The following is an 18,036-nucleotide window of genomic DNA, read 5'->3' on the forward strand; positions in this document are numbered from 1 at the left end:
TGGTGTGGGGGGGCTTTTTTTTTGTTTACACCCCCCCCCCCCCCGCGGCGCCCCCCGGCGGGATTCCGGGGCGCGCGGCCTTCTGCGTGGTACCGCCGTGGCACCGCCGCGACTACCTGCCGCCCTGCTCCTTGTCGCCCTGCTTGAACTCCAGCGCCGCCGCCATCGTGCCGAGCTGCTCGAACGAGGCCGTGCCGGTCACCACCGTGACGTAGCCCTGCTCCCGGCGCACGAGGGCGTCGTACTTCTCGCCCTCCCAGCGCTCCCAGGCCATGTCCCCGACCTGCTGCGTCCGACCGGTGGCCTGGGCATGCCGGGTGACCCTGGCGAGGTACTTGTCCGAGGCGTCCGTGGACTGCTCGACCGCCACGTACTGCTTCTGCGGGTCCAGGAAGCCCAGGTGCCAGCCGTTGGCTTCCTTGCGCGTGTAGTTCACCGAGGTCGCCCGCCACTGATCCAGCCCCACGGGTGCGGCCACCGGGTACGGGGCCGCGCGCCGGGCGGTGATCGTCTCCACCCGGTAGTCGACGACGCGGGTCGGGTCGGCCTTCTCGTCGTGCGGGATGAACAGGTAGATCCCCCCGACGACGAGGCTGATCACCACCAGGGACCGGACCATGTCCCAGACCGTCTGCTTGCCCTTCATGCCTGCCATCGCACCATCGTCCCGCATCGGCGGTGGCGATCACCGCCGGGGTCGGCACGGCGGACCGAACAGCACCGCCTTCTGTCCGCTCCGGACAATCACCTGACCGATATGCCGCTCATTCGTGACCCGCTCTGCTCATTTTGTCGACGTACCGATAGAGTTCAAGCACCCTCACTTCCCGGCCGTCGCCGTACAGAAAGGTGCGCTCCGATGACCGAGCACAACCTGCCGCCCCAGCTCGAAGTCTCTCCGGAGGCCCCCGACCGCAACCTCGCCCTGGAACTCGTCCGGGTCACCGAGGCCGCCGCCATGGCCGCGGGCCGATGGGTCGGGCGCGGCGACAAGCTCGGCGCCGACGGCGCCGCGGTCAACGCGATGCGGACCCTGATCTCCACCGTCTCGATGAACGGCGTCGTCGTCATCGGCGAGGGGGAGAAGGACGAAGCCCCCATGCTGTTCAACGGCGAGCGCGTCGGCGACGGCACCGGTGCCGAGGTCGACATCGCCGTCGACCCGATCGACGGCACCACCCTGAACGCCAAGGGCATGCCGAACGCCATCGCCGTCCTGGCCGCCGCCGACCGCGGCACCATGTTCGACCCGTCCGCGGTCTTCTACATGGAGAAGCTGGTCACCGGCCCCGAGGCCGCCGACTTCGTCGACATCAACGCCCCCGTCTCGGTGAACATCCGCCGGGTGGCCAAGGCCAAGCGGATGGCCGTCGAGGACGTCACCGTGGTCATCCTGGACCGCCCCCGCCACGAGGGCATCGTCAAGGAGATCCGCGAGACCGGCGCCCGCATCAAGTTCATCTCGGACGGCGACGTCGCGGGCTCGGTCATGGCGGTGCGCGAGGGCACCGGCGTGGACCTGCTCCTGGGCATCGGCGGCACCCCCGAGGGCATCATCTCGGCCTGCGCCATCAAGTGCCTCGGCGGCACCATCCAGGGCAAGCTCTGGCCGAAGGACGAGGCCGAGCGCCAGAAGGCCATCGACGCGGGTCACGACCTGGACCGGGTCCTGCACACCAACGACCTGGTCTCCGGCGAGAACGTCTTCTTCGTCGCCACCGGCATCACGGACGGCGAGCTGCTGCGCGGCGTCCACTACCGCTCCGAGACCGCGACCACGTCCTCGCTGGTCATGCGCTCGAAGTCCGGCACGATCCGGCAGATCGACTCGACCCACCGGCTCTCCAAGCTCCGGGCCTACAGCGCGATCGACTTCGACCGCGCCCTGTAGGGCCTGCGGAGCGCTGCGGAGCCCTGCGGAGCCGTGTAGAGCCCGCCCGAACCGAAGGGGCGCTTCCCTGTGCGGGGGAAGCGCCCCTTCGGCGTGTCTGCGTACGATTCCGGGCGCGTACGGGGCTTCGCGGGCGCGGCCCGCGCGCCTGCGCGCCTGCGGCGCGGCGCCTCAGCCCGCGGCGGCGATCGGTCCCGACGCCTGCCCCTGGCGCATTTCCGCCGCCCGGCGGCGCCGGCGCGCCAGCACCACCCGCCGCTCGGCGGCGGTGAGCCCGCCCCACACCCCGTACGGCTCCGGCTGGAGCAGCGCGTGCTCCCGGCAGGCGACCATCACGGGGCAGCGGGCGCAGACCCGCTTGGCGGCCTCCTCGCGCGACAGCCGGGCCGCGGTCGGCTCCTTGGAGGGGGCGAAGAAGAGTCCCGCCTCGTCCCTGCGGCAAACCGCCTCCGCATGCCATGGGCCGTCCTCTTCCCTGGCCGGCACCCGCGGCTTCGGCACGGCGGCCGGACGCCCCTGAACAGTCTGGAGGGCGGCTACCTGCAGGGACTGATGCGGCGGATGCGGCACGGTCTACTCCTGACGACGTATACGCGAGCGAGAGACGATGCACCAGTCCCTACCCGCTGTACGCCCCCCTAAGCACTGCGTGCCGTGGGGCGAGGGAGGTTCGACCGAAATCCGACGCCCGTGTGCATCCCCGCGACACCCCCGCGCGCGCCCGCGCCCCGGAGCGCGAGGGGCTCAGCCCTCCTGGCGCTTGCGGAGCTTCAGCGACAGGTCGACCAGGCGGGCGCCGAGCTTGGGGCGGGCCTCGATGTTGCCCAGCAGCGCGAAGCCGCGGATGATCACGACCGGGGCCTGCGGGTCGGTCACGGCGCGGCCCACGCCGTGCACCTCGAAGTTGCCGAGGACCCCGTTGCCGTAGCCCCGGAGGGTGACGTTCTCCGGGACCAGGATCTCGACGTTGCCCAGCACGGAGGTCACGTTGATCTCGGTGACCTGCTGCTCGAAGACGGCCTCGGTGAGGTCGATGGTGATGTCACCCATGACCGATACCGCGCGGGTGTGCGCGCCGGGGCGCCAGCGGCCCTTGCGGGCGGAGCTGCTGCACACGGCGACGACGGTCTCCGTCGGCCCGACCGCGGGATCACCGGCCGCCGCCGGAGCGGCGCCCGCGTACCTGGGCGGCAGGGGGGCGCCGCCGGGCGCGGGCAGGTCCCGTACCAGCACCTCCAGTTCGCCGACGGTCTTGAGGGCGTACAGCGAGTCCAGGCGCTCGGAGTGCTCCTCGGCGTCGAGCCGGCCCTCGGCGAGGGCGTCGGCGAGGATCTGCGCGATCCGGTCCCGGTCGGCGTCTGAGGCGCGCAGCTCGGCAGGGGCCGGCGCGGCGGGGGCGGCGGGGTGCTTTTCCAGGTCCACGGCACCCAGCATAGCGAGACACGATAGATCGCGATACTACCCGCGTGGCGCCCGGTGAGCCTTACCTCACAGCCACAGCCCGCGGCCGAGGTCCTACGCTGGATAGCCGCGCTGCCAATTGGCCGTCAGCGCCGTCTGCCGAGTGAGGAATGACTGCCGTCATGCCAGAGTTTGCGTACACCGACCTGCTGCCCCTGGGCGAGGACGCCACCCCCTACCGACTGGTGACCTCCGAAGGCGTCTCCACCGTCGAGGCCGACGGCCGTACGTTCCTCAAGGTCGAGCCCGAGGCGCTGCGCAAGCTCGCCGAAGAGGCCATTCACGACATCCAGCACTTCCTGCGCCCCGCGCACCTCGCGCAGCTGCGCCGCATCATCGACGACCCCGAGGCCTCGGCGAACGACAAGTTCGTCGCCCTCGACCTGCTCAAGAACGCGAACATCGCGGCGGCCGGCGTGCTCCCGATGTGCCAGGACACCGGCACGGCGATCGTGATGGGCAAGCGCGGCCAGAACGTCCTGACCGAGGGCGGTGACGAGGCGGCGCTGTCCCGCGGCATCTACGACGCGTACACGCGGCTGAACCTGCGCTACTCGCAGATGGCCCCGCTCACGATGTGGGAGGAGAAGAACACCGGCTCGAACCTGCCCGCGCAGATCGAGCTGTACGCGACCGACGGCGGCGCGTACAAGTTCCTCTTCATGGCCAAGGGCGGCGGCTCGGCCAACAAGTCCTTCCTCTACCAGGAGACGAAGGCGGTCCTCAACGAGACCTCCATGATGAAGTTCCTGGAGGAGAAGATCCGTTCGCTCGGCACCGCGGCCTGCCCGCCGTACCACCTGGCGATCGTGGTCGGCGGCACCTCGGCGGAGCACGCCCTGAAGACCGCGAAGTACGCCTCCGCGCACTACCTGGACGAGCTGCCGACCGAGGGCTCGGCGCTGGGCCACGGCTTCCGCGACCTCGACCTCGAGCAGCAGGTCTTCGAGCTGACCCAGAAGATCGGCATCGGCGCGCAGTTCGGCGGCAAGTACTTCTGCCATGACGTCCGCGTCGTGCGCCTGCCGCGCCACGGCGCGTCCCTGCCGGTGGCCATCGCGGTCTCCTGCTCGGCGGACCGCCAGGCGACGGCGAAGATCACCGCCGAGGGCGTCTTCCTGGAGCAGCTGGAGCGGGACCCGGCGCGCTTCCTGCCGGAGACGACGGACGCGCACCTGGACGAGTCGGCGGACGTGGTCAAGATCGACCTGACCCAGCCGATGCCCGACATCCTCGCCACGCTCACGCAGCACCCGGTGAAGACGAGGCTCTCCCTGACCGGCCCGCTGGTCGTGGCGCGCGACATCGCGCACGCGAAGATCAAGGAGCGGCTGGACGCGGGCGAGGACATGCCGCAGTACCTGAAGGACCACCCGGTCTACTACGCCGGCCCCGCCAAGACCCCCGCGGGCTACGCCTCGGGCTCCTTCGGCCCCACCACGGCCGGGCGCATGGACTCGTACGTCGAGCAGTTCCAGGCGGCCGGCGGCTCGAAGGTCATGCTGGCCAAGGGCAACCGCTCCCAGCAGGTGACCGACGCGTGCGGCTCGCACGGCGGCTTCTACCTCGGCTCGATCGGCGGCCCGGCGGCGCGCCTGGCCCAGGACTGCATCAAGAAGGTCGAGGTCCTGGAGTACGAGGAGCTCGGCATGGAGGCCGTCTGGAAGATCGAGGTCGAGGACTTCCCGGCCTTCATCGTCGTGGACGACAAGGGCAACGACTTCTTCCAGAACCCGGCCCCGGAACCGACGTTCACCCACATCCCGGTCCGCGGTCCCGGTCTGGCGTAGCCCAACGCCCAGGCCCCACCACAGAGCCCCTGGCGCCCTCGCCGGGGGCTCTTGCCGTGTCCGCCCCTCCCCGGCCCGCAGAGCACACAAGGGACGCGCGTCGAGGCGCTGAACCGGAGTCGGTGGCGGGAGGCGGGGCGCGGCGGGTTAACGTCGGGGTTACAGGGAGGCAGCTTCCCGTTCACCCCGGTTTGCGAGGTTTTCCGTATGACAGTGACGTCCTCCCTCCGCACGGCCCGCACCGTACGGGTGGTCGCCCATCGTGGGGCTTCCCATGAGCACCCCGAGCACACCCTCGCCGCCTATCGGCAAGCCATCGACGACGGGGCCGATGCGCTCGAGTGCGATGTGCGGCTCACCGCCGACCGCAAGCTCGTCTGCGTGCACGACCGGCGCGTGGAGCGGACCTCCGACGGGCGCGGGGTCGTGTCCGAGATGACGTACGAGGAGCTGCGCGCCCTCGACTTCGGGGCGTGGAAGGGGGCCGGCCACGCCGGGGCCCGGGTGTTGCTCTTCGAGGACCTGCTCCGGGAGGCGCTGGCCGCGCCCCGCCCCGTCGGGCTCGCCGTCGAGACCAAGCACCCGACCCGCGCCGGCGGCCGCCTGGAGGGCGAACTGGTGCGGATGCTGCGGGAGTACGGGCTGGCCGACGGCGCGACGGGCCGGATCGAGGTGATGAGCTTTTCCCGCGCCGCGCTGACCCGCATGCACCGGCTCGCGCCCGGGCTGCCCGCCGTGTACCTCATCGAGCGCCGGGTCCGGCCGGTCCGGCCGCCGTACGCCACCCACGCGGGCCCGGGGATCGACCTGGTGCGGCGCGATCCGGGGCTGGTGGGCCGGCTCAAGGCGAAGGGGCTGGCCGTACGGGTGTGGACCGTGGACGAGCCCGAGGACGTGGAGCTGTGCGTGCGCCTCGGCGTGGACACCGTCATCACCAACCGGCCGCGCGACGTGCGCAAGCTGATCGACGACATGTGACACCCGGCCGGGGTGCGCCGGCCGGGTGCAGGGAGTGGGAGCGGGAGCGGGAGTGCGTGGCGGATCTACACGAAGCGCTGGTTCGACGCGCCGTTGCAGGTCTGCAGGCGCAGCGGCTCGTGCGCCGCGGCCACCGTCAGGCACATGCCCGGGGAGGCCGCGGGGCGGAGGGTGGCGCCGTCACGGACGAACTGCTGGTTCGCGCCGCCGTGGCAGTTCCAGATGATCAGGCCGGTGCCGGCGCCGTAGTTGGCGCCGGGGACGTCGAGGCAGCGGTCGTGGGTGAGTCCGACGTGGACCGACTTGCGGGCCGTGTCGTACCACCAGTCCTGGTTGCGGCCGCCGTGGCAGTCCCAGCCGACGACCTTGGTGTCATTGGCGCTGGCGCCGCCGAAGGAGTCGAGGCAGTTGCCGGTCGCCTCGTTCTTCAGCGGCTTGTACAGCTCGTCCCAGGCCCCGGCCTGCAGGACGGGGGTTCCGGTGCTCGCCGGGTCCGCGCAGGAGGCCTCGCGCAGGCCCGAGTCGTAGAGCTGGGTCAGGCAGGACGCGAACGCGCCGTGGCCCCGGTAGTTGGGGTGGAAGGACTGGCGGGCGGTGTTCTCGTCCCACGGGAAGTGGTCCCCGAGGTCCAGGTAGAGGCCGCGGGCCCAGGTGTCCTCCATGCAGACCTCGTGGCCGTTGAAGAGCCGCGAGTTGTCCAGGTAGGCGGCGCCGGCCGCGAGGGCCGCCGCGCGCATGCCCTTCTCGAAGGTGGGCACCGCGTAGTTGCGGCCCCAGGCGGCGTCGGAGTCGTATCCGGCGCAGCCGCCGGGCAGCTTGCCGGGGAAGCTCGGGTTGTCGTAGAAGTCGGGTCCGATGGGGCTGGGGTAGCCCATCACGACCAGCTTGTAGTCCGAGTCGGCGTAGCCCGCGCCGCGCATGACCGTCTTGAGGTCTGCGATGGTGGACTCCACCTTGGGCTTCAGGCCGTCGACGCGCGCCTGCCACCCGGGGCCGTACTTGGGCTCGCAGGTGCCCTGGCTGAGCACCCAGCGGGTCACGCAGTCGGTCATGACCGGACCGAACTGCAGGTCGTCGTTGGCTCCGGCGACCAGCAGCACCATCTTGATCCGGGTGTTGCGGGCCTTGATGGCGAGGCTGTCGCTCTGCACCAGCTCGTCGGCGTACTGCTTGCCGCCGCCGATCTTGATGTTGCCGGTGTACCCGCCGGAACAGGCCACGTTGAAGGTGAGGTCGGCCGGGATGCCGGTGCGGTGGATCGCCGAGTCGGGCGAGCGGTGGCACTGGTTGCTCGGCGTATTGGTCGCGGGGTCGTAGTTGCCGACGCCCTCGCCCGAGATCTCGCTGTCGCCGAGGGAGATCAGTCCGGTCTTGCGCTCGCCGAGCGGGCGGACGGCCGCGTCGCCGTAGATCTTCACGGCCTCGGCGGCGCGGATCGCCTCCAGCTCGGGCGGGAGCGGGGTGACGGTCGCGGCCGCCGTGGCCGGGGTGGCCGCCTGGGCCATGGGGGTGATGGCGGTGACGCCCCCGAGGGCGGCCGCGATCGCCGCGGCGGCGGCGAAGGTAGATCTGAACCTGGGTTTCGTGTGCGTACGAGCCATGAACGCCTCCCCGAGATTGGTGTTACCCACGGTATTTACTGGTCAGTAGGGGAGTTGGGAACACTTCGAACACGACAATTGCTCAACTTTTTTAGGAGGCCACGAACATGACAGACGATCAGCAGGCCGGTCGCGAGGACGAAGAGTTCCGGATCGAGCACGACTCCATGGGCGACGTACGGGTCCCCGCGCACGCCAAATGGCGAGCTCAGACCCAGCGCGCGGTGGAGAACTTCCCCATCTCCGGGCAGCGCCTGGAGCGCGCCCACATCGAGGCGCTCGCCCGCATCAAGGCCGCGGCCGCCACGGTCAACGCCAAGCTCGGCGTGGTGGACGAGGACATCGCCGAGGCGATCCGCTCCGCCGCGGCCGAGGTCGCCGAGGGCCGCTGGGACGAGCACTTCCCCGTCGACGTGTTCCAGACCGGGTCCGGCACCTCGTCCAACATGAACGCCAACGAGGTCATCGCCACCCTGGCCACCGAGCGGCTCGGCCGCGACGTGCACCCCAACGACCACGTCAACGCCTCGCAGAGCTCCAATGACGTGTTCCCGTCCTCCATCCACATCGCCGCGACCGCCGCCGTCACACGCGCGCTGATCCCCGCGCTGGAGCACCTCGCGACCGCGCTGGAGCGCAAGTCCGCCGAGTTCACCGACGTGGTCAAGGCCGGCCGCACCCACCTGATGGACGCCACCCCGGTCACCCTGGGCCAGGAGTTCGGCGGGTACGCCGTCCAGCTCCGCTACGGCGTGGAGCGGCTGCGCGCCGCACTCCCCCGGCTGGCCGAGCTGCCGCTCGGCGGGACCGCCGTCGGCACCGGGATCAACACCCCGCCCGGATTCTCGGCCGCCGTGATCGCCGAGGTGGCCGGGGCCACCGGGCTGCCGCTCACCGAGGCCCGCAACCACTTCGAGGCCCAGGGGGCGCGGGACGCGCTGGTGGAGACCTCGGGGATGCTGCGCACCGTCGCCGTCTCGCTCACCAAGATCTCCAACGATCTGCGCTGGATGGCCTCCGGGCCGCGCACGGGATTGGCCGAAATCAATCTCCCGGATCTCCAGCCGGGGTCCTCGATCATGCCCGGAAAGGTCAATCCGGTCGTCCCGGAGGCCGTCCTGATGGTCGCCGCGCAGGTGATGGGGAACGACGCCGCGGTGGCGATGGCGGGCGCCGCCGGCAACTTCGAACTCAACGTGATGCTCCCGGTGATGGCGCGCAACCTGCTCGAATCGATCAGGCTGCTGGGCAACGTGAGCCGCCTGCTGGCGGACCGTACGGTCGACGGGATCACCGCCAACACCGCCCGGGCCAGGGAGTACGCCGAGTCCTCGCCCTCCGTGGTGACCCCGCTGAACCGGTACATCGGCTATGAGGAGGCCGCCAAGGTCGCCAAGAAGTCGCTCGCGGAACGCAAGACGATCAGGGAGGTCGTACTGGAGTCGGGCTACATCGAGCGCGGCGATCTGACCGTCGAGGAACTGGATCAGGCCCTTGACGTGCTGCGCATGACCCGGCCCTGAGCGGGGGCCGGATCCGGACGTTTCCCGTCCCCGTTCACCTCCGTGACCTGCACCGCAGCGGGGCCGCCGACCCCAGCCCTAAGATCTGCGCATGACAGGTACCGGAGGCCGCGGGGGCGGCGTGGCGCACGACGGGGCGCGGGGCACGCACTGGTCGCCAGGGGAGCAGATCCTCTGGCGCTACCGCGACCACGCCCCGGGCCTGAAGGGCCGGGTGCACATCTGCCGCCCGGTGACCGTGGTGCAGGACACCGACGACCTGCTCGCCGTGTGGATGGCTCCCGGCACCGAGTGCGTCAAGCCGGTGCTCGCCGACGGGACCCCGGTCCACGCGGAGCCGCTCGCCACCCGCTACACCGCGCCGCGGACCACCGTACGGTCGCGCTGGTTCGGGGCGGGCGTGCTGAAGCTGGCCCGGCCCGGGGACCCGTGGTCGGTGTGGCTGTTCTGGGAGCACGGCTGGCAGTTCAAGAGCTGGTACGTGAACCTCGAGGAGCCCCGTTCGCGATGGTCGGGCGGGGTGGACTCGGAGGACCACTTCCTGGACATCTCCGTCTACCCGGACCGGACGTGGAAGTGGCGGGACGAGGACGAGTTCGCGCAGGCCCAGCGGTCCGGACTGATGGACCGGGGGCAGGCGCTGCGGGTACAGGCCGCCGGGCGCGCGGCGGTGGACGTGATCAAGGCCTGGGGTACGCCGTTCCGCGACGGCTGGCAGGATTGGCGGCCGGACCCGGCCTGGGGCGTTCCGGTTCTGCCCCGGGACTGGGACCGCACTCCGGCGCATATGACCTCATGAGACCCTTGATGCGCCCCCGGTGGGCAATCATAGGATCGTCCCGCGCCGGGTTCCCCGCGGCGCCGCCGCGAGGTCGCACATCCGTAAATGTCGTGCCGTGAGCGGGACTTGACCGGAGGTCAACGCAAGACGAGAGGTAACGAGCGGGACGCGGAACCGCGGGGTGGTGGTGTCCCGGCCGCTGAGCGGGTATACCGCGACTGACCGAGTTGAGTGCAGCGCACATCGAGCGCAAACGGACGGAATTCCACGCGTGACGGAGTACCCCACCTCGCAGGAGGGCCCGCAGCCCGCCACGGCCGCCGCGACACCGGCCCCGGGCAGCTCCGGCGCGCCCTCCTCCGGCACGGCCCGCGGCGGGCTGGGCCAGGTCGCCGTCGCCTCCGGCGGAGGAACCGACGAACCGGGCCACGGCAAGGCCCCGGTGCCGGCCGCCGAAGCCGTCCGCGGCACGGGCACGCCCGACGGTCGCCTGCCCCACGCACGCGGCGCCGAGTCCTCCCGGGGCGTCGGCGCGGACACCGGCGGCGACGCCCCCGGTGATACTGCCCAGGGCCCCGGCCAGGACCCCGCCCGGGCCGCCACCGCGGGACCGGCGACGGGCCGGCCGGCGGCGGCGCGGTCCGGGGACTCCCCCTCCGGGGGCGCGGCAGGCGATATCGCCGCGGCGGGCGCCGTGGCCCGTCACGACGGCGGCAGCGGGATACCGGGCGGCGGGACCGGGGAGGCCACGGCCGCGCGCCGCGAGGGCGACCGGCTGCGCTTCGTCGGCGCCGCCACCCGCCGGATCGCGCGCGGCATCGACCTCGACGAGATCGTGCTCGGCCTGTGCCGGGCCACCGTGCCGACCTTCTCGGACGCCATCCTGGTCTACCTGCGCGACCCGCTCCCCGTCGGGGACGAGCGCCCCGTCGGCCCGGTCGTTTTAAGGCTGCGGCGCACCGACAGGCTCCGTCCGATCGACGACCTCACGGGCGGCGTGACCGGCACCATGGCCGGCGCCGACACCGCCGCCGGTGTGGCCGTCGCCTCGGGCGGCGAGCTCGACTTCAGCCAGTTGCCGCTGGTCGGTCCGCAGGGTGACCTGCCGGCCGCCGAGCTGTGCGAGATCCGCCCCGGCGGGGCGCTCGCCGAGGTGCTGCGCGGCGTACGGCCCGTCTTCGGGTCGTCCGCCGCCGCCCGGGCCGCGCTGCCGGAGCTGCTGGGGGCGGAGCACCCCGTACCGCGCGGCCAGCGGGCCATCCTGGCGCCGCTGCGCGGCCGTCGGCGCGTGATCGGCGCGGCGGTGTTCCTGCGCACCCCGGACCGGCCCGCCTTCGAGCAGAACGACCTGCTGGTCGCCGCGCAGCTGGCCACCCACACCGCGCTCGGCATCGACAAGGCGGTGCTGTACGGCCGCGAGGCGTACATCGCCGACGAGCTCCAGCGGACCATGCTCCCCGACAGCCTCCCCCAGCCCACCGGCGTGCGGCTCGCCTCGCGCTACCTGCCGGCCGCCGAGACGGCCCGGGTCGGCGGGGACTGGTACGACGCGATCCCGCTGCCCGGCAGCCGGGTCGCGCTCGTCGTGGGCGACGTCATGGGCCACTCCATGACCTCCGCCGCGATCATGGGCCAGCTGCGCACCACCGCGCAGACGCTGGCCCAGCTCGACCTGCCGCCCGCCGAAGTCCTGCACCACTTGGACGAGCAGGCCCAGCGCCTGGGCTCCGACCGGATGGCGACCTGCCTCTACGCGGTCTACGACCCGGTCTCGCACCGGATCACCATCGCCAACGCCGGCCACCCCCCGCCGGTGCTGCTGCACCTGGGCGGCCGCGCCGAGGTGCTGCGCGTACCGCCCGGCGCGCCCATCGGCGTCGGCGGCGTGGACTTCGAGGCGGTGGAGCTGGACGCGCCCGCCGGGGCCACCCTGCTGCTGTACACCGACGGCCTGGTGGAGTCCCGGCTGCGGGACGTGTGGACCGGCATCGAGCAGCTCCGCGAGCGCCTGGCCACCACCGCCCAGCTGACCGGCCTGGACCACCCGCCGCCGCTTGAGGCCCTGTGCGACGACGTGCTGGACATGCTCGGCCCGGGCGACCGGGACGACGACATCGCGCTGCTCGCCGCCCGCTTCGACGGGATCGCGCCCAGTGACGTCGCGTACTGGTTCCTGGACCCGGAGGAGACCGCGCCGGGCCGGGCCCGCCGCTTCGCCCGCCGCGCCCTGGCCCGGTGGGGCCTGGAGGAGCTCCAGGACTCCCTGGAACTGCTGGTGAGCGAGGTGGTCACCAATGCCGTGCGGTACGCCGAGCGGCCGGTGACCCTGCGCCTGCTGCGTACGGACGTACTGCGCTGCGAGGTCGGCGACGACTCCCCGCAGCTGCCCCGCCAGCGCCGGGCCCGCGACACCGACGAGGGCGGCCGCGGCCTGTTCCTGGTCAACCGGATGGCCCGCCGCTGGGGTGCCACCCGGCTGAGCAGCGGCAAGGTGGTCTGGTTCGAGCTCCAGCTGCCCGGGGCGAACGAGGGGCGTTGACGAACGCCGCCGAGCGTTGACGAACGCCGCCGCCCCGCAGCGTGAAGGCTGCGGGGCGGCGGCGTACGGGGCCGGTGCGTGCCCGGGTACCTAGGGCTGCGGCACCAGGATCGGCGGGGTGACCGGCGGTTCCGGCGTCTTGGTCGGACCCTTCGTCGGGGTCTTCGTCGGGTCCGGGGTCTTCGTCGGGTCCGGGCTCTTCGTCGAGCTCCGGATCGGGTCCGGGCTGTGCTGCTGCGGGGTGTTCGTCGGCAGGCTGGGGGTCTGGGTCGGCGTGGTCGACGGGGAGTTGACGCGCGACGGGGTCTGGATCGGCCCCATGTCCGCCTCGTCCAGGTCGAAGGAGCCGGTGTCCTCGCCCTTGAGCGCGGCGAGGGTGTATTCCTTCCAGATGGCGGCGGGGAAGCTGGAGCCGCCCGCACGGCCGCCGCCCGCGGTACCGGTCAGGCTGACCTGCTCGTGCGTGGCGGGGTCGGTGCCGAACATGGCGACGACGGTGACCAGTTCCGGCGTGTACCCGGTGAACCAGGCGGCCACGTTCTTCTCGGTGGTACCGGTCTTGCCGGCGGCCTCGTACGCGGAGCTCTTCACCGCCTTGCCCGAGCCGTTGTCGACGACCCCGGTGAGCACCTTGGTGACGGTGTCGGCGGTCTCGCGGCTGACGGCCTGGTCGCCGACGGAGCGGACCGGCTTGTACTCCCGGTCCTTGTGGACGGCGGACTTGATGACGGTCGGGGTGACCTTCTTGCCGTGGCTGTCGAGGGTGGCGTAGACCCCCGCCATCTCCAGGGTGTTGGCGCTCATGGTGCCCAGCGCCATGGCCGGCTGGTCCTCGGGCCAGCCGGGACGGTCCTTCATGCCCAGGGCGAGACCGGTCGTCTTCACGTTCTGCGGCTTGGTGTCCACGGTCATCTGGGCGTAGACCGAGTTCACCGAGGAGTTGGTGGCGGCCTGGACCGTCATCATCGGGTCGCCGTAGTTCTGGTCGTCCTGGTTCTGCGGTGCGAAGGGCACCTTGCTGCCGACCACCTTGCGCTTGCTGGTGCCGTCGTACAGCGTGTTCGGGGTGATCGGCTTGCCGTCCTGGGTGGTGGCCTTGTTCTCCAGGGCGGAGGCGAGCACGACCGGCTTGAAGGTCGAGCCCGGCTGGTAGTCGGTGCGCAGGGCGTTGCTGGACCACTGGTCGGCCAGGCCGGTGCCGCCGTACATCGCCACGACCGCGCCGGTCTTCGGGTCCACGGAGGTGGCGCCCGCCTGGACGCCGCCGTCGACGGCGCGGCCCTTGCGGTCGAGCTTGGACTCCAGCTCGTCCTGGACCGCCTTCTCCAGCGCGGCCTGCTTCTTCGGGTCGATGGTGAGGGTGATCTCCCAGCCACCGGCCTTGAGCTGGGCGTCGTTCATGCCGGTCTGCCGCTTGAGCTCCTCGTCGGCGGCCTGGACCAGGTAGCCCTTCTGGCCCTCCATGCCGGGAGCCGCCTTGGGCTTGATCGGCTCCTGGAAGTGCATCTCCTTGCGCTTGGCCGCGTCCAGCTCGCCCATCTCGACCATGTTGTCGAGCACGGCGTTGAAACGGACCATGACCAGCTTCTTGCCGTTCGGGCCGGCGGTCGCCCAGTCGTACTGGCTGGGGGCCTGCAGGACGGCCGCGAGGTAGGCGCCCTGTTCCAGGGTGAGCTTCTCGGCGTCCACGCCGTAGTACGCCTGGGCCGCGGCCTGGATGCCGTAGGCGCCGCGCCCGTAGAAGTTGGTGTTCAGGTAGCCCGCGAGGATCTCGGGCTTCTTCATGCGCTGGTCGACCTTGAGGGAGATCACCAGTTCCTTGAGCTTGCGCGTGGCGGTCTGGTCCTGGGTCAGGTAGAAGTTCTTGACGTACTGCTGGGTGATCGTCGAACCGCCCGCCTTGCCCCTGCCGCTGGCGGTGTTCCACAGGCCTCGGGCGATGCCCTTGAGGTCGATTCCGCTGTCCTTGCGGAAGGACTTGTTCTCGATCGCGATGAAGGCCGTCTGCACGTCCATCGGGATCTTGTCGATCGGCACGATCTGCCGGTTGAGCGTGCCCTGGCCGGTGTCGCGGGTCATGATCGCGCCGTCGGCGTACTTGTAGACGTTGCTCTGCTTGAGCGCGTCGGCGTTGGGGTCGGGCTCGTCCACCCAGAAGTAGAGGGCGAGCAGTGCGCCCATGCCGAGCAGGATCGTCCCGAGGAACGTGCCGAGGATCTTCTTCCAGGTGAAGAAGCGGCGTATGCCGGTCGGCTTGCCCCCGCTGCCCTTGCCCTTGGCGCGCTCGCGCGGCGCCCGCCGCGCACCGCGCTGCTGCTGCGCCCTTCGCGCTTCTGCTCGGCCCATCGCTCCCGCTCCGCTCGATTACCCCCCCGACGTCAGCTCCGAAAGCTAACACCGCAGGCTGTGACAAAGGTTGACTAACCCTGCCCAATAACGGGCAATTCGGACGTGAGAATCAGCACCCACACCAATGGAACCGACGCACACAAAGCCGGAAGGGTTGCGGCTGGCCGAAAAAGTGATATCACTTTGCTAGACGGTCCGACCGGCCGTCACCAAGCGAAACGGGGCAGACGATGACAAGCACGGCAACGGTGAGGGCGTCCGGGGCGGGAGCCGACGCGGAGACCGGCGCGGGCGTACGGGAGTTCGCGGCGCGCAGCGTGGGCGGCGGACTGGCGCTGCTGCTCGGACTGGCGGGCCTGGTGGCCGGCGGCGGCCTGATCGCCTTCGGCGCCGCGGCCACGGCCGCCGCCGTCAAGACCTCCCTGATATTCGGGGGCGTCCTGCTGATCCTCGCCGCCATCACGGCGATGAGCGGACTGAACACGGTGGCCCCCGGCGAGGCCCGCGTGGTCCAGCTGTTCGGCCGCTACCGGGGGACGCTGCGCACCGACGGGCTGCGCTGGGTCAACCCGCTGACCTCGCGGGAGAAGATCTCCACCCGGGTCCGCAACCACGAGACCGCCGTCATGAAGGTCAACGACGCCTACGGCAACCCGATCGAGCTGGCCGCGGTCGTGGTGTGGCGGGTCGAGGACACCGCGCGCGCCGTCTTCGAGGTGGACGACTTCACCGAGTTCGTCGAGACCCAGACCGAGGCGGCGGTCCGCCACATCGCGATCGAGTACCCCTACGACTCCCACGACGAGGGCGGCCTGTCGCTGCGCGGGAACGCCGAGGAGATCACCGAGAAGCTGGCCGTCGAGCTGCACGCCCGCGTCGAGGCGGCCGGTGTGCACATCATCGAGTCCCGCTTCACGCATCTCGCGTACGCTCCGGAGATCGCCTCCGCGATGCTCCAGCGCCAGCAGGCCGGTGCGGTCGTGGCGGCCCGCAAGCAGATCGTCGAGGGCGCGGTGGGCATGGTCGAACTGGCGCTCACCCGTCTGGCCGAGCAGGAAATCGTGGACCTGGACCCGGAGCGGAAGGCAGCAATGGTCTCCAACCTGATGGTGGTGCTGTGCGGCGATCGCGCGGCCCAGCCGGTCGTGAACACGGGCACCCTCTACCAGTGAGTCCCGCCCAGGACGATGCCGCCTCGGCCCCCGGGGCGAAGCGGCAGGCACGCAAGCAGGTGCTCCTGCGGCTCGACCCGCAGGTGCACGACGCGCTCGCGCGCTGGGCGGGCGAGGAGCTGCGCAGCGCCAACGCGCAGATCGAGTTCCTGCTCCGGCGGGCCCTGGCCGAGGCCGGCCGGCTCCCCGGCGGGGCGGGCCCGATCCCGCCCCGCGGCCGCCCCCGCGCCTCGCCGGATTCCTGAGCCCTGCGTCCTGAGCCCTGAGTCCTGAGCCCTGAGTCCTGAGTCTGATCCCTGGCGCCGTGCCTCTAGGACCCGCGTTTCAGCAGGACGAAACCGTCCCGCTGGGCTGCCGTGCGGTATCCCTTGGCACGGGCCTCGGCCAGCGCGATCTGCTCGGCGATGGGCGACAGCGGCCACCGGTACTGCGGTGCCACCCGGGTGTCGACCATGATCCATGCGGGATCGGGACGACTGTCCGCCCACCCGTACAGGCTGACGCTGGTGCGGTCCGCGAGGTGCGGCACCAGGCCGTCCGACGCCTGCACGGTGGCGCCGTCGGGGATCTGAGCCATCACGTCCTCGGCCACCGCGAGCCTGGGATCCGTCCGCCAGGTCCCCGGCTGGACCAGCTGCCACAAGGGGTAGTGCGGGAGCAGCAGCAGGGTGACCGCCGCACAGCCCGCCAGGTAGCGGTACAGGCTCCGCCCGCTCGCACCCCGCCGGTGCAGGGCGTCGACGAACGCCACGAAGACCACCGGCATGACCAGCATCGAGTAGTGGTAGCCCGTGCCCCAGTGCGGCGGATAGCTCGATCCGAAGCGCCACAGCAGCGTCGGCAGCGCGATGAGCGCGAGCGGGGAGCGCAGCGCCAGGAACAGGGTCGGGGCCAGCACGAGCAGCAGGGTCGTGACCTTCTCCTGCGGGGTGACGAGCCCGAGCGTCACCTGGTGGAGGAGCTCCAGGGCGCCGCCCCCCGGCCCGCCCTGCCCCACGCCTCCGGGGTTGTGGGAGGCGAAATAGCCGTGGAGCCCGCCCGGATGGAAGGCGGGCACCAACACCAGTACGGACAGCGCGGCGGCGGCCAGGCCGGCCGCGGCGGTGGCGAACCCCAGCCGGCGCGCTTCGCGTCCGCCGCGCCACGCGATGACCAGGCCGACCACGGCCACCGTGAGGCCGAGGTCCTCCTTGACCAGCACGAGGGGGAACGCCCAGCACGCGGCCGCGCGCATCCGGCCACTGCCGAGGGCGGACAGGGAGCAGGTGAGGAGGGGGACGGCGAAGGCCCATTCGTGGAAGTCGAAGCCGACCGCGCTCGCGATGCCCCACGAAAGGCCGTAGCAGGCGCTGATCACGACGGCGGCCGCAGAGCCCAGCGTCCGGCGGGCCCAGAAGGCGAGCGGCGGCACGCTCGCGGCGACGAGCGCGGCCTGCACGACGAGCAGCACCTTCACCGAGGGCCACAGCCAGTACAGGGGCGCCACCAGAGCCAGGACCGGTGAGAAGTGGTCCCCCAGGACCGGGAAGCCGGGCCCCTTGATCTCGGAGACGGGCAGGTGCCCCTCGGCGTACGAGCTCACGACCTGCACGAAGATCCCCAGGTCGAAGCTGTGGGAGAGCAGGCGGTCGTGGATCCCGACGGACAAGAGCGCGTAGGCGAGGAACAGCGCCCCCGCCAGGGCCCAGATCCACCAGGCCTTCGCTGGATGCCCGTTTCCGTCGAGCTCCGGATCCGTCCGCCCGGCGGGTGCGGACTGCTGCGGGGGGAGGGTGGCGGCGACGTCGGAGGGGGGTGCTTGCATGGCGCGCCTTTCGGAAAGCTGGGCCGACTCCCTCAACCTGCCAGCCGCCCCCGGCCCCCGCGCCGAGCTGCCGCCCACAGCGCCCGAGTCCCTACGAATGGCCCCAACTCCCCTCTACACCGGGTGTATACACTGTGTGTATAGTCG

At 71.6% G+C, this 18,036-nt stretch carries 14 protein-coding genes; 8 read left to right on the plus strand and 6 right to left on the minus strand.

What is annotated here, in order from left to right; genetic code table 11:
• Window positions 1–112 precede the first annotated feature (112 nt).
• The gene (locus ACFWB8_RS12555) at window positions 113–655 is read right to left on the minus strand and encodes a DUF4245 domain-containing protein (protein ID WP_385225092.1); all 543 of its coding nucleotides are present in this window, start codon (window positions 653–655) and stop codon (window positions 113–115) included.
• A gap of 204 nt (window positions 656–859) precedes the next feature.
• On the opposite strand from ACFWB8_RS12555, the gene glpX reads away from it, so the two are divergent.
• Entirely contained in the window at window positions 860–1,891 is a 1,032-nt protein-coding gene (glpX, locus tag ACFWB8_RS12560) for a class II fructose-bisphosphatase (RefSeq protein ID WP_385225093.1), read from the plus strand.
• Window positions 1,892–2,062: 171 nt separating this feature from the next.
• Here the strand turns inward: glpX and ACFWB8_RS12565 are convergent, their stop codons facing one another.
• Complete coding sequence (locus ACFWB8_RS12565; protein ID WP_385225095.1) at window positions 2,063–2,461, minus strand: WhiB family transcriptional regulator; 399 nt, start codon at window positions 2,459–2,461, stop codon at window positions 2,063–2,065.
• 174 nt (window positions 2,462–2,635) lie between these two features.
• Window positions 2,636–3,313 (minus strand): DUF1707 domain-containing protein, encoded by a 678-nt coding sequence (locus ACFWB8_RS12570; RefSeq protein WP_385225097.1) that lies wholly within the window; start codon window positions 3,311–3,313, stop codon window positions 2,636–2,638.
• 161 nt (window positions 3,314–3,474) lie between these two features.
• Here ACFWB8_RS12570 and ACFWB8_RS12575 point away from each other — a divergent pair, with 161 nt between their 5' ends.
• Together ACFWB8_RS12575 and ACFWB8_RS12580 are read left to right on the plus strand one after the other, a co-directional pair.
• A complete protein-coding gene (locus tag ACFWB8_RS12575; protein ID WP_385225099.1) occupies window positions 3,475–5,142 on the plus strand; it encodes a fumarate hydratase in 1,668 nt (555 codons plus the stop codon).
• Window positions 5,143–5,349: 207 nt separating this feature from the next.
• Window positions 5,350–6,120 carry a glycerophosphodiester phosphodiesterase gene (locus ACFWB8_RS12580; protein WP_385225101.1) on the plus strand — a complete coding sequence of 257 codons (771 nt, stop codon included), beginning with the start codon at window positions 5,350–5,352 and terminating at the stop codon, window positions 6,118–6,120.
• A 65-nt stretch (window positions 6,121–6,185) separates the two neighbouring features.
• Here the strand turns inward: ACFWB8_RS12580 and ACFWB8_RS12585 are convergent, their stop codons facing one another.
• Window positions 6,186–7,721 (minus strand): ricin-type beta-trefoil lectin domain protein, encoded by a 1,536-nt coding sequence (locus tag ACFWB8_RS12585; RefSeq protein WP_385225103.1) that lies wholly within the window; start codon window positions 7,719–7,721, stop codon window positions 6,186–6,188.
• Window positions 7,722–7,828: 107 nt separating this feature from the next.
• Between ACFWB8_RS12585 and ACFWB8_RS12590 the strand changes: the two genes are divergently transcribed.
• From ACFWB8_RS12590 to ACFWB8_RS12600, 3 genes are all read left to right on the plus strand, one after another.
• A complete protein-coding gene (locus tag ACFWB8_RS12590) occupies window positions 7,829–9,244 on the plus strand; it encodes a class II fumarate hydratase (protein ID WP_385225105.1) in 1,416 nt (471 codons plus the stop codon).
• 91 nt (window positions 9,245–9,335) lie between these two features.
• Complete coding sequence (locus ACFWB8_RS12595) at window positions 9,336–10,043, plus strand: DUF402 domain-containing protein (RefSeq protein WP_385225107.1); 708 nt, start codon at window positions 9,336–9,338, stop codon at window positions 10,041–10,043.
• A gap of 253 nt (window positions 10,044–10,296) precedes the next feature.
• Window positions 10,297–12,564, plus strand: coding sequence for a SpoIIE family protein phosphatase (locus ACFWB8_RS12600; RefSeq protein ID WP_385225109.1), 2,268 nt, complete (start codon window positions 10,297–10,299; stop codon window positions 12,562–12,564).
• A 90-nt stretch (window positions 12,565–12,654) separates the two neighbouring features.
• Here the strand turns inward: ACFWB8_RS12600 and ACFWB8_RS12605 are convergent, their stop codons facing one another.
• On the minus strand, window positions 12,655–14,910 hold the full coding sequence (locus ACFWB8_RS12605; protein WP_385225111.1) for a transglycosylase domain-containing protein: 2,256 nt from the start codon (window positions 14,908–14,910) through the stop codon (window positions 12,655–12,657).
• Between the two features lie 233 nt (window positions 14,911–15,143).
• On the opposite strand from ACFWB8_RS12605, the gene ACFWB8_RS12610 reads away from it, so the two are divergent.
• Together ACFWB8_RS12610 and ACFWB8_RS12615 are read left to right on the plus strand one after the other, a co-directional pair.
• On the plus strand, window positions 15,144–16,085 hold the full coding sequence (locus ACFWB8_RS12610; RefSeq protein WP_385225113.1) for an SPFH domain-containing protein: 942 nt from the start codon (window positions 15,144–15,146) through the stop codon (window positions 16,083–16,085).
• Window positions 16,082–16,330 carry a hypothetical protein gene (locus tag ACFWB8_RS12615; protein WP_385225115.1) on the plus strand — a complete coding sequence of 83 codons (249 nt, stop codon included), beginning with the start codon at window positions 16,082–16,084 and terminating at the stop codon, window positions 16,328–16,330. Before ACFWB8_RS12610 ends, ACFWB8_RS12615 begins: the two co-directional genes overlap by 4 nt.
• Window positions 16,331–16,395: 65 nt before the next feature.
• On the opposite strand, the gene ACFWB8_RS12620 is transcribed toward ACFWB8_RS12615, so the two are convergent.
• Entirely contained in the window at window positions 16,396–17,889 is a 1,494-nt protein-coding gene (locus ACFWB8_RS12620; protein WP_385225117.1) for a DUF2079 domain-containing protein, read from the minus strand.
• Window positions 17,890–18,036 lie beyond the last annotated feature (147 nt).

Origin of the sequence: Streptomyces sp. NPDC060031 (assembly GCF_042736805.1) — a bacterium.
Taxonomy (GTDB): Bacteria; Actinomycetota; Actinomycetes; order Streptomycetales; family Streptomycetaceae; genus Streptomyces.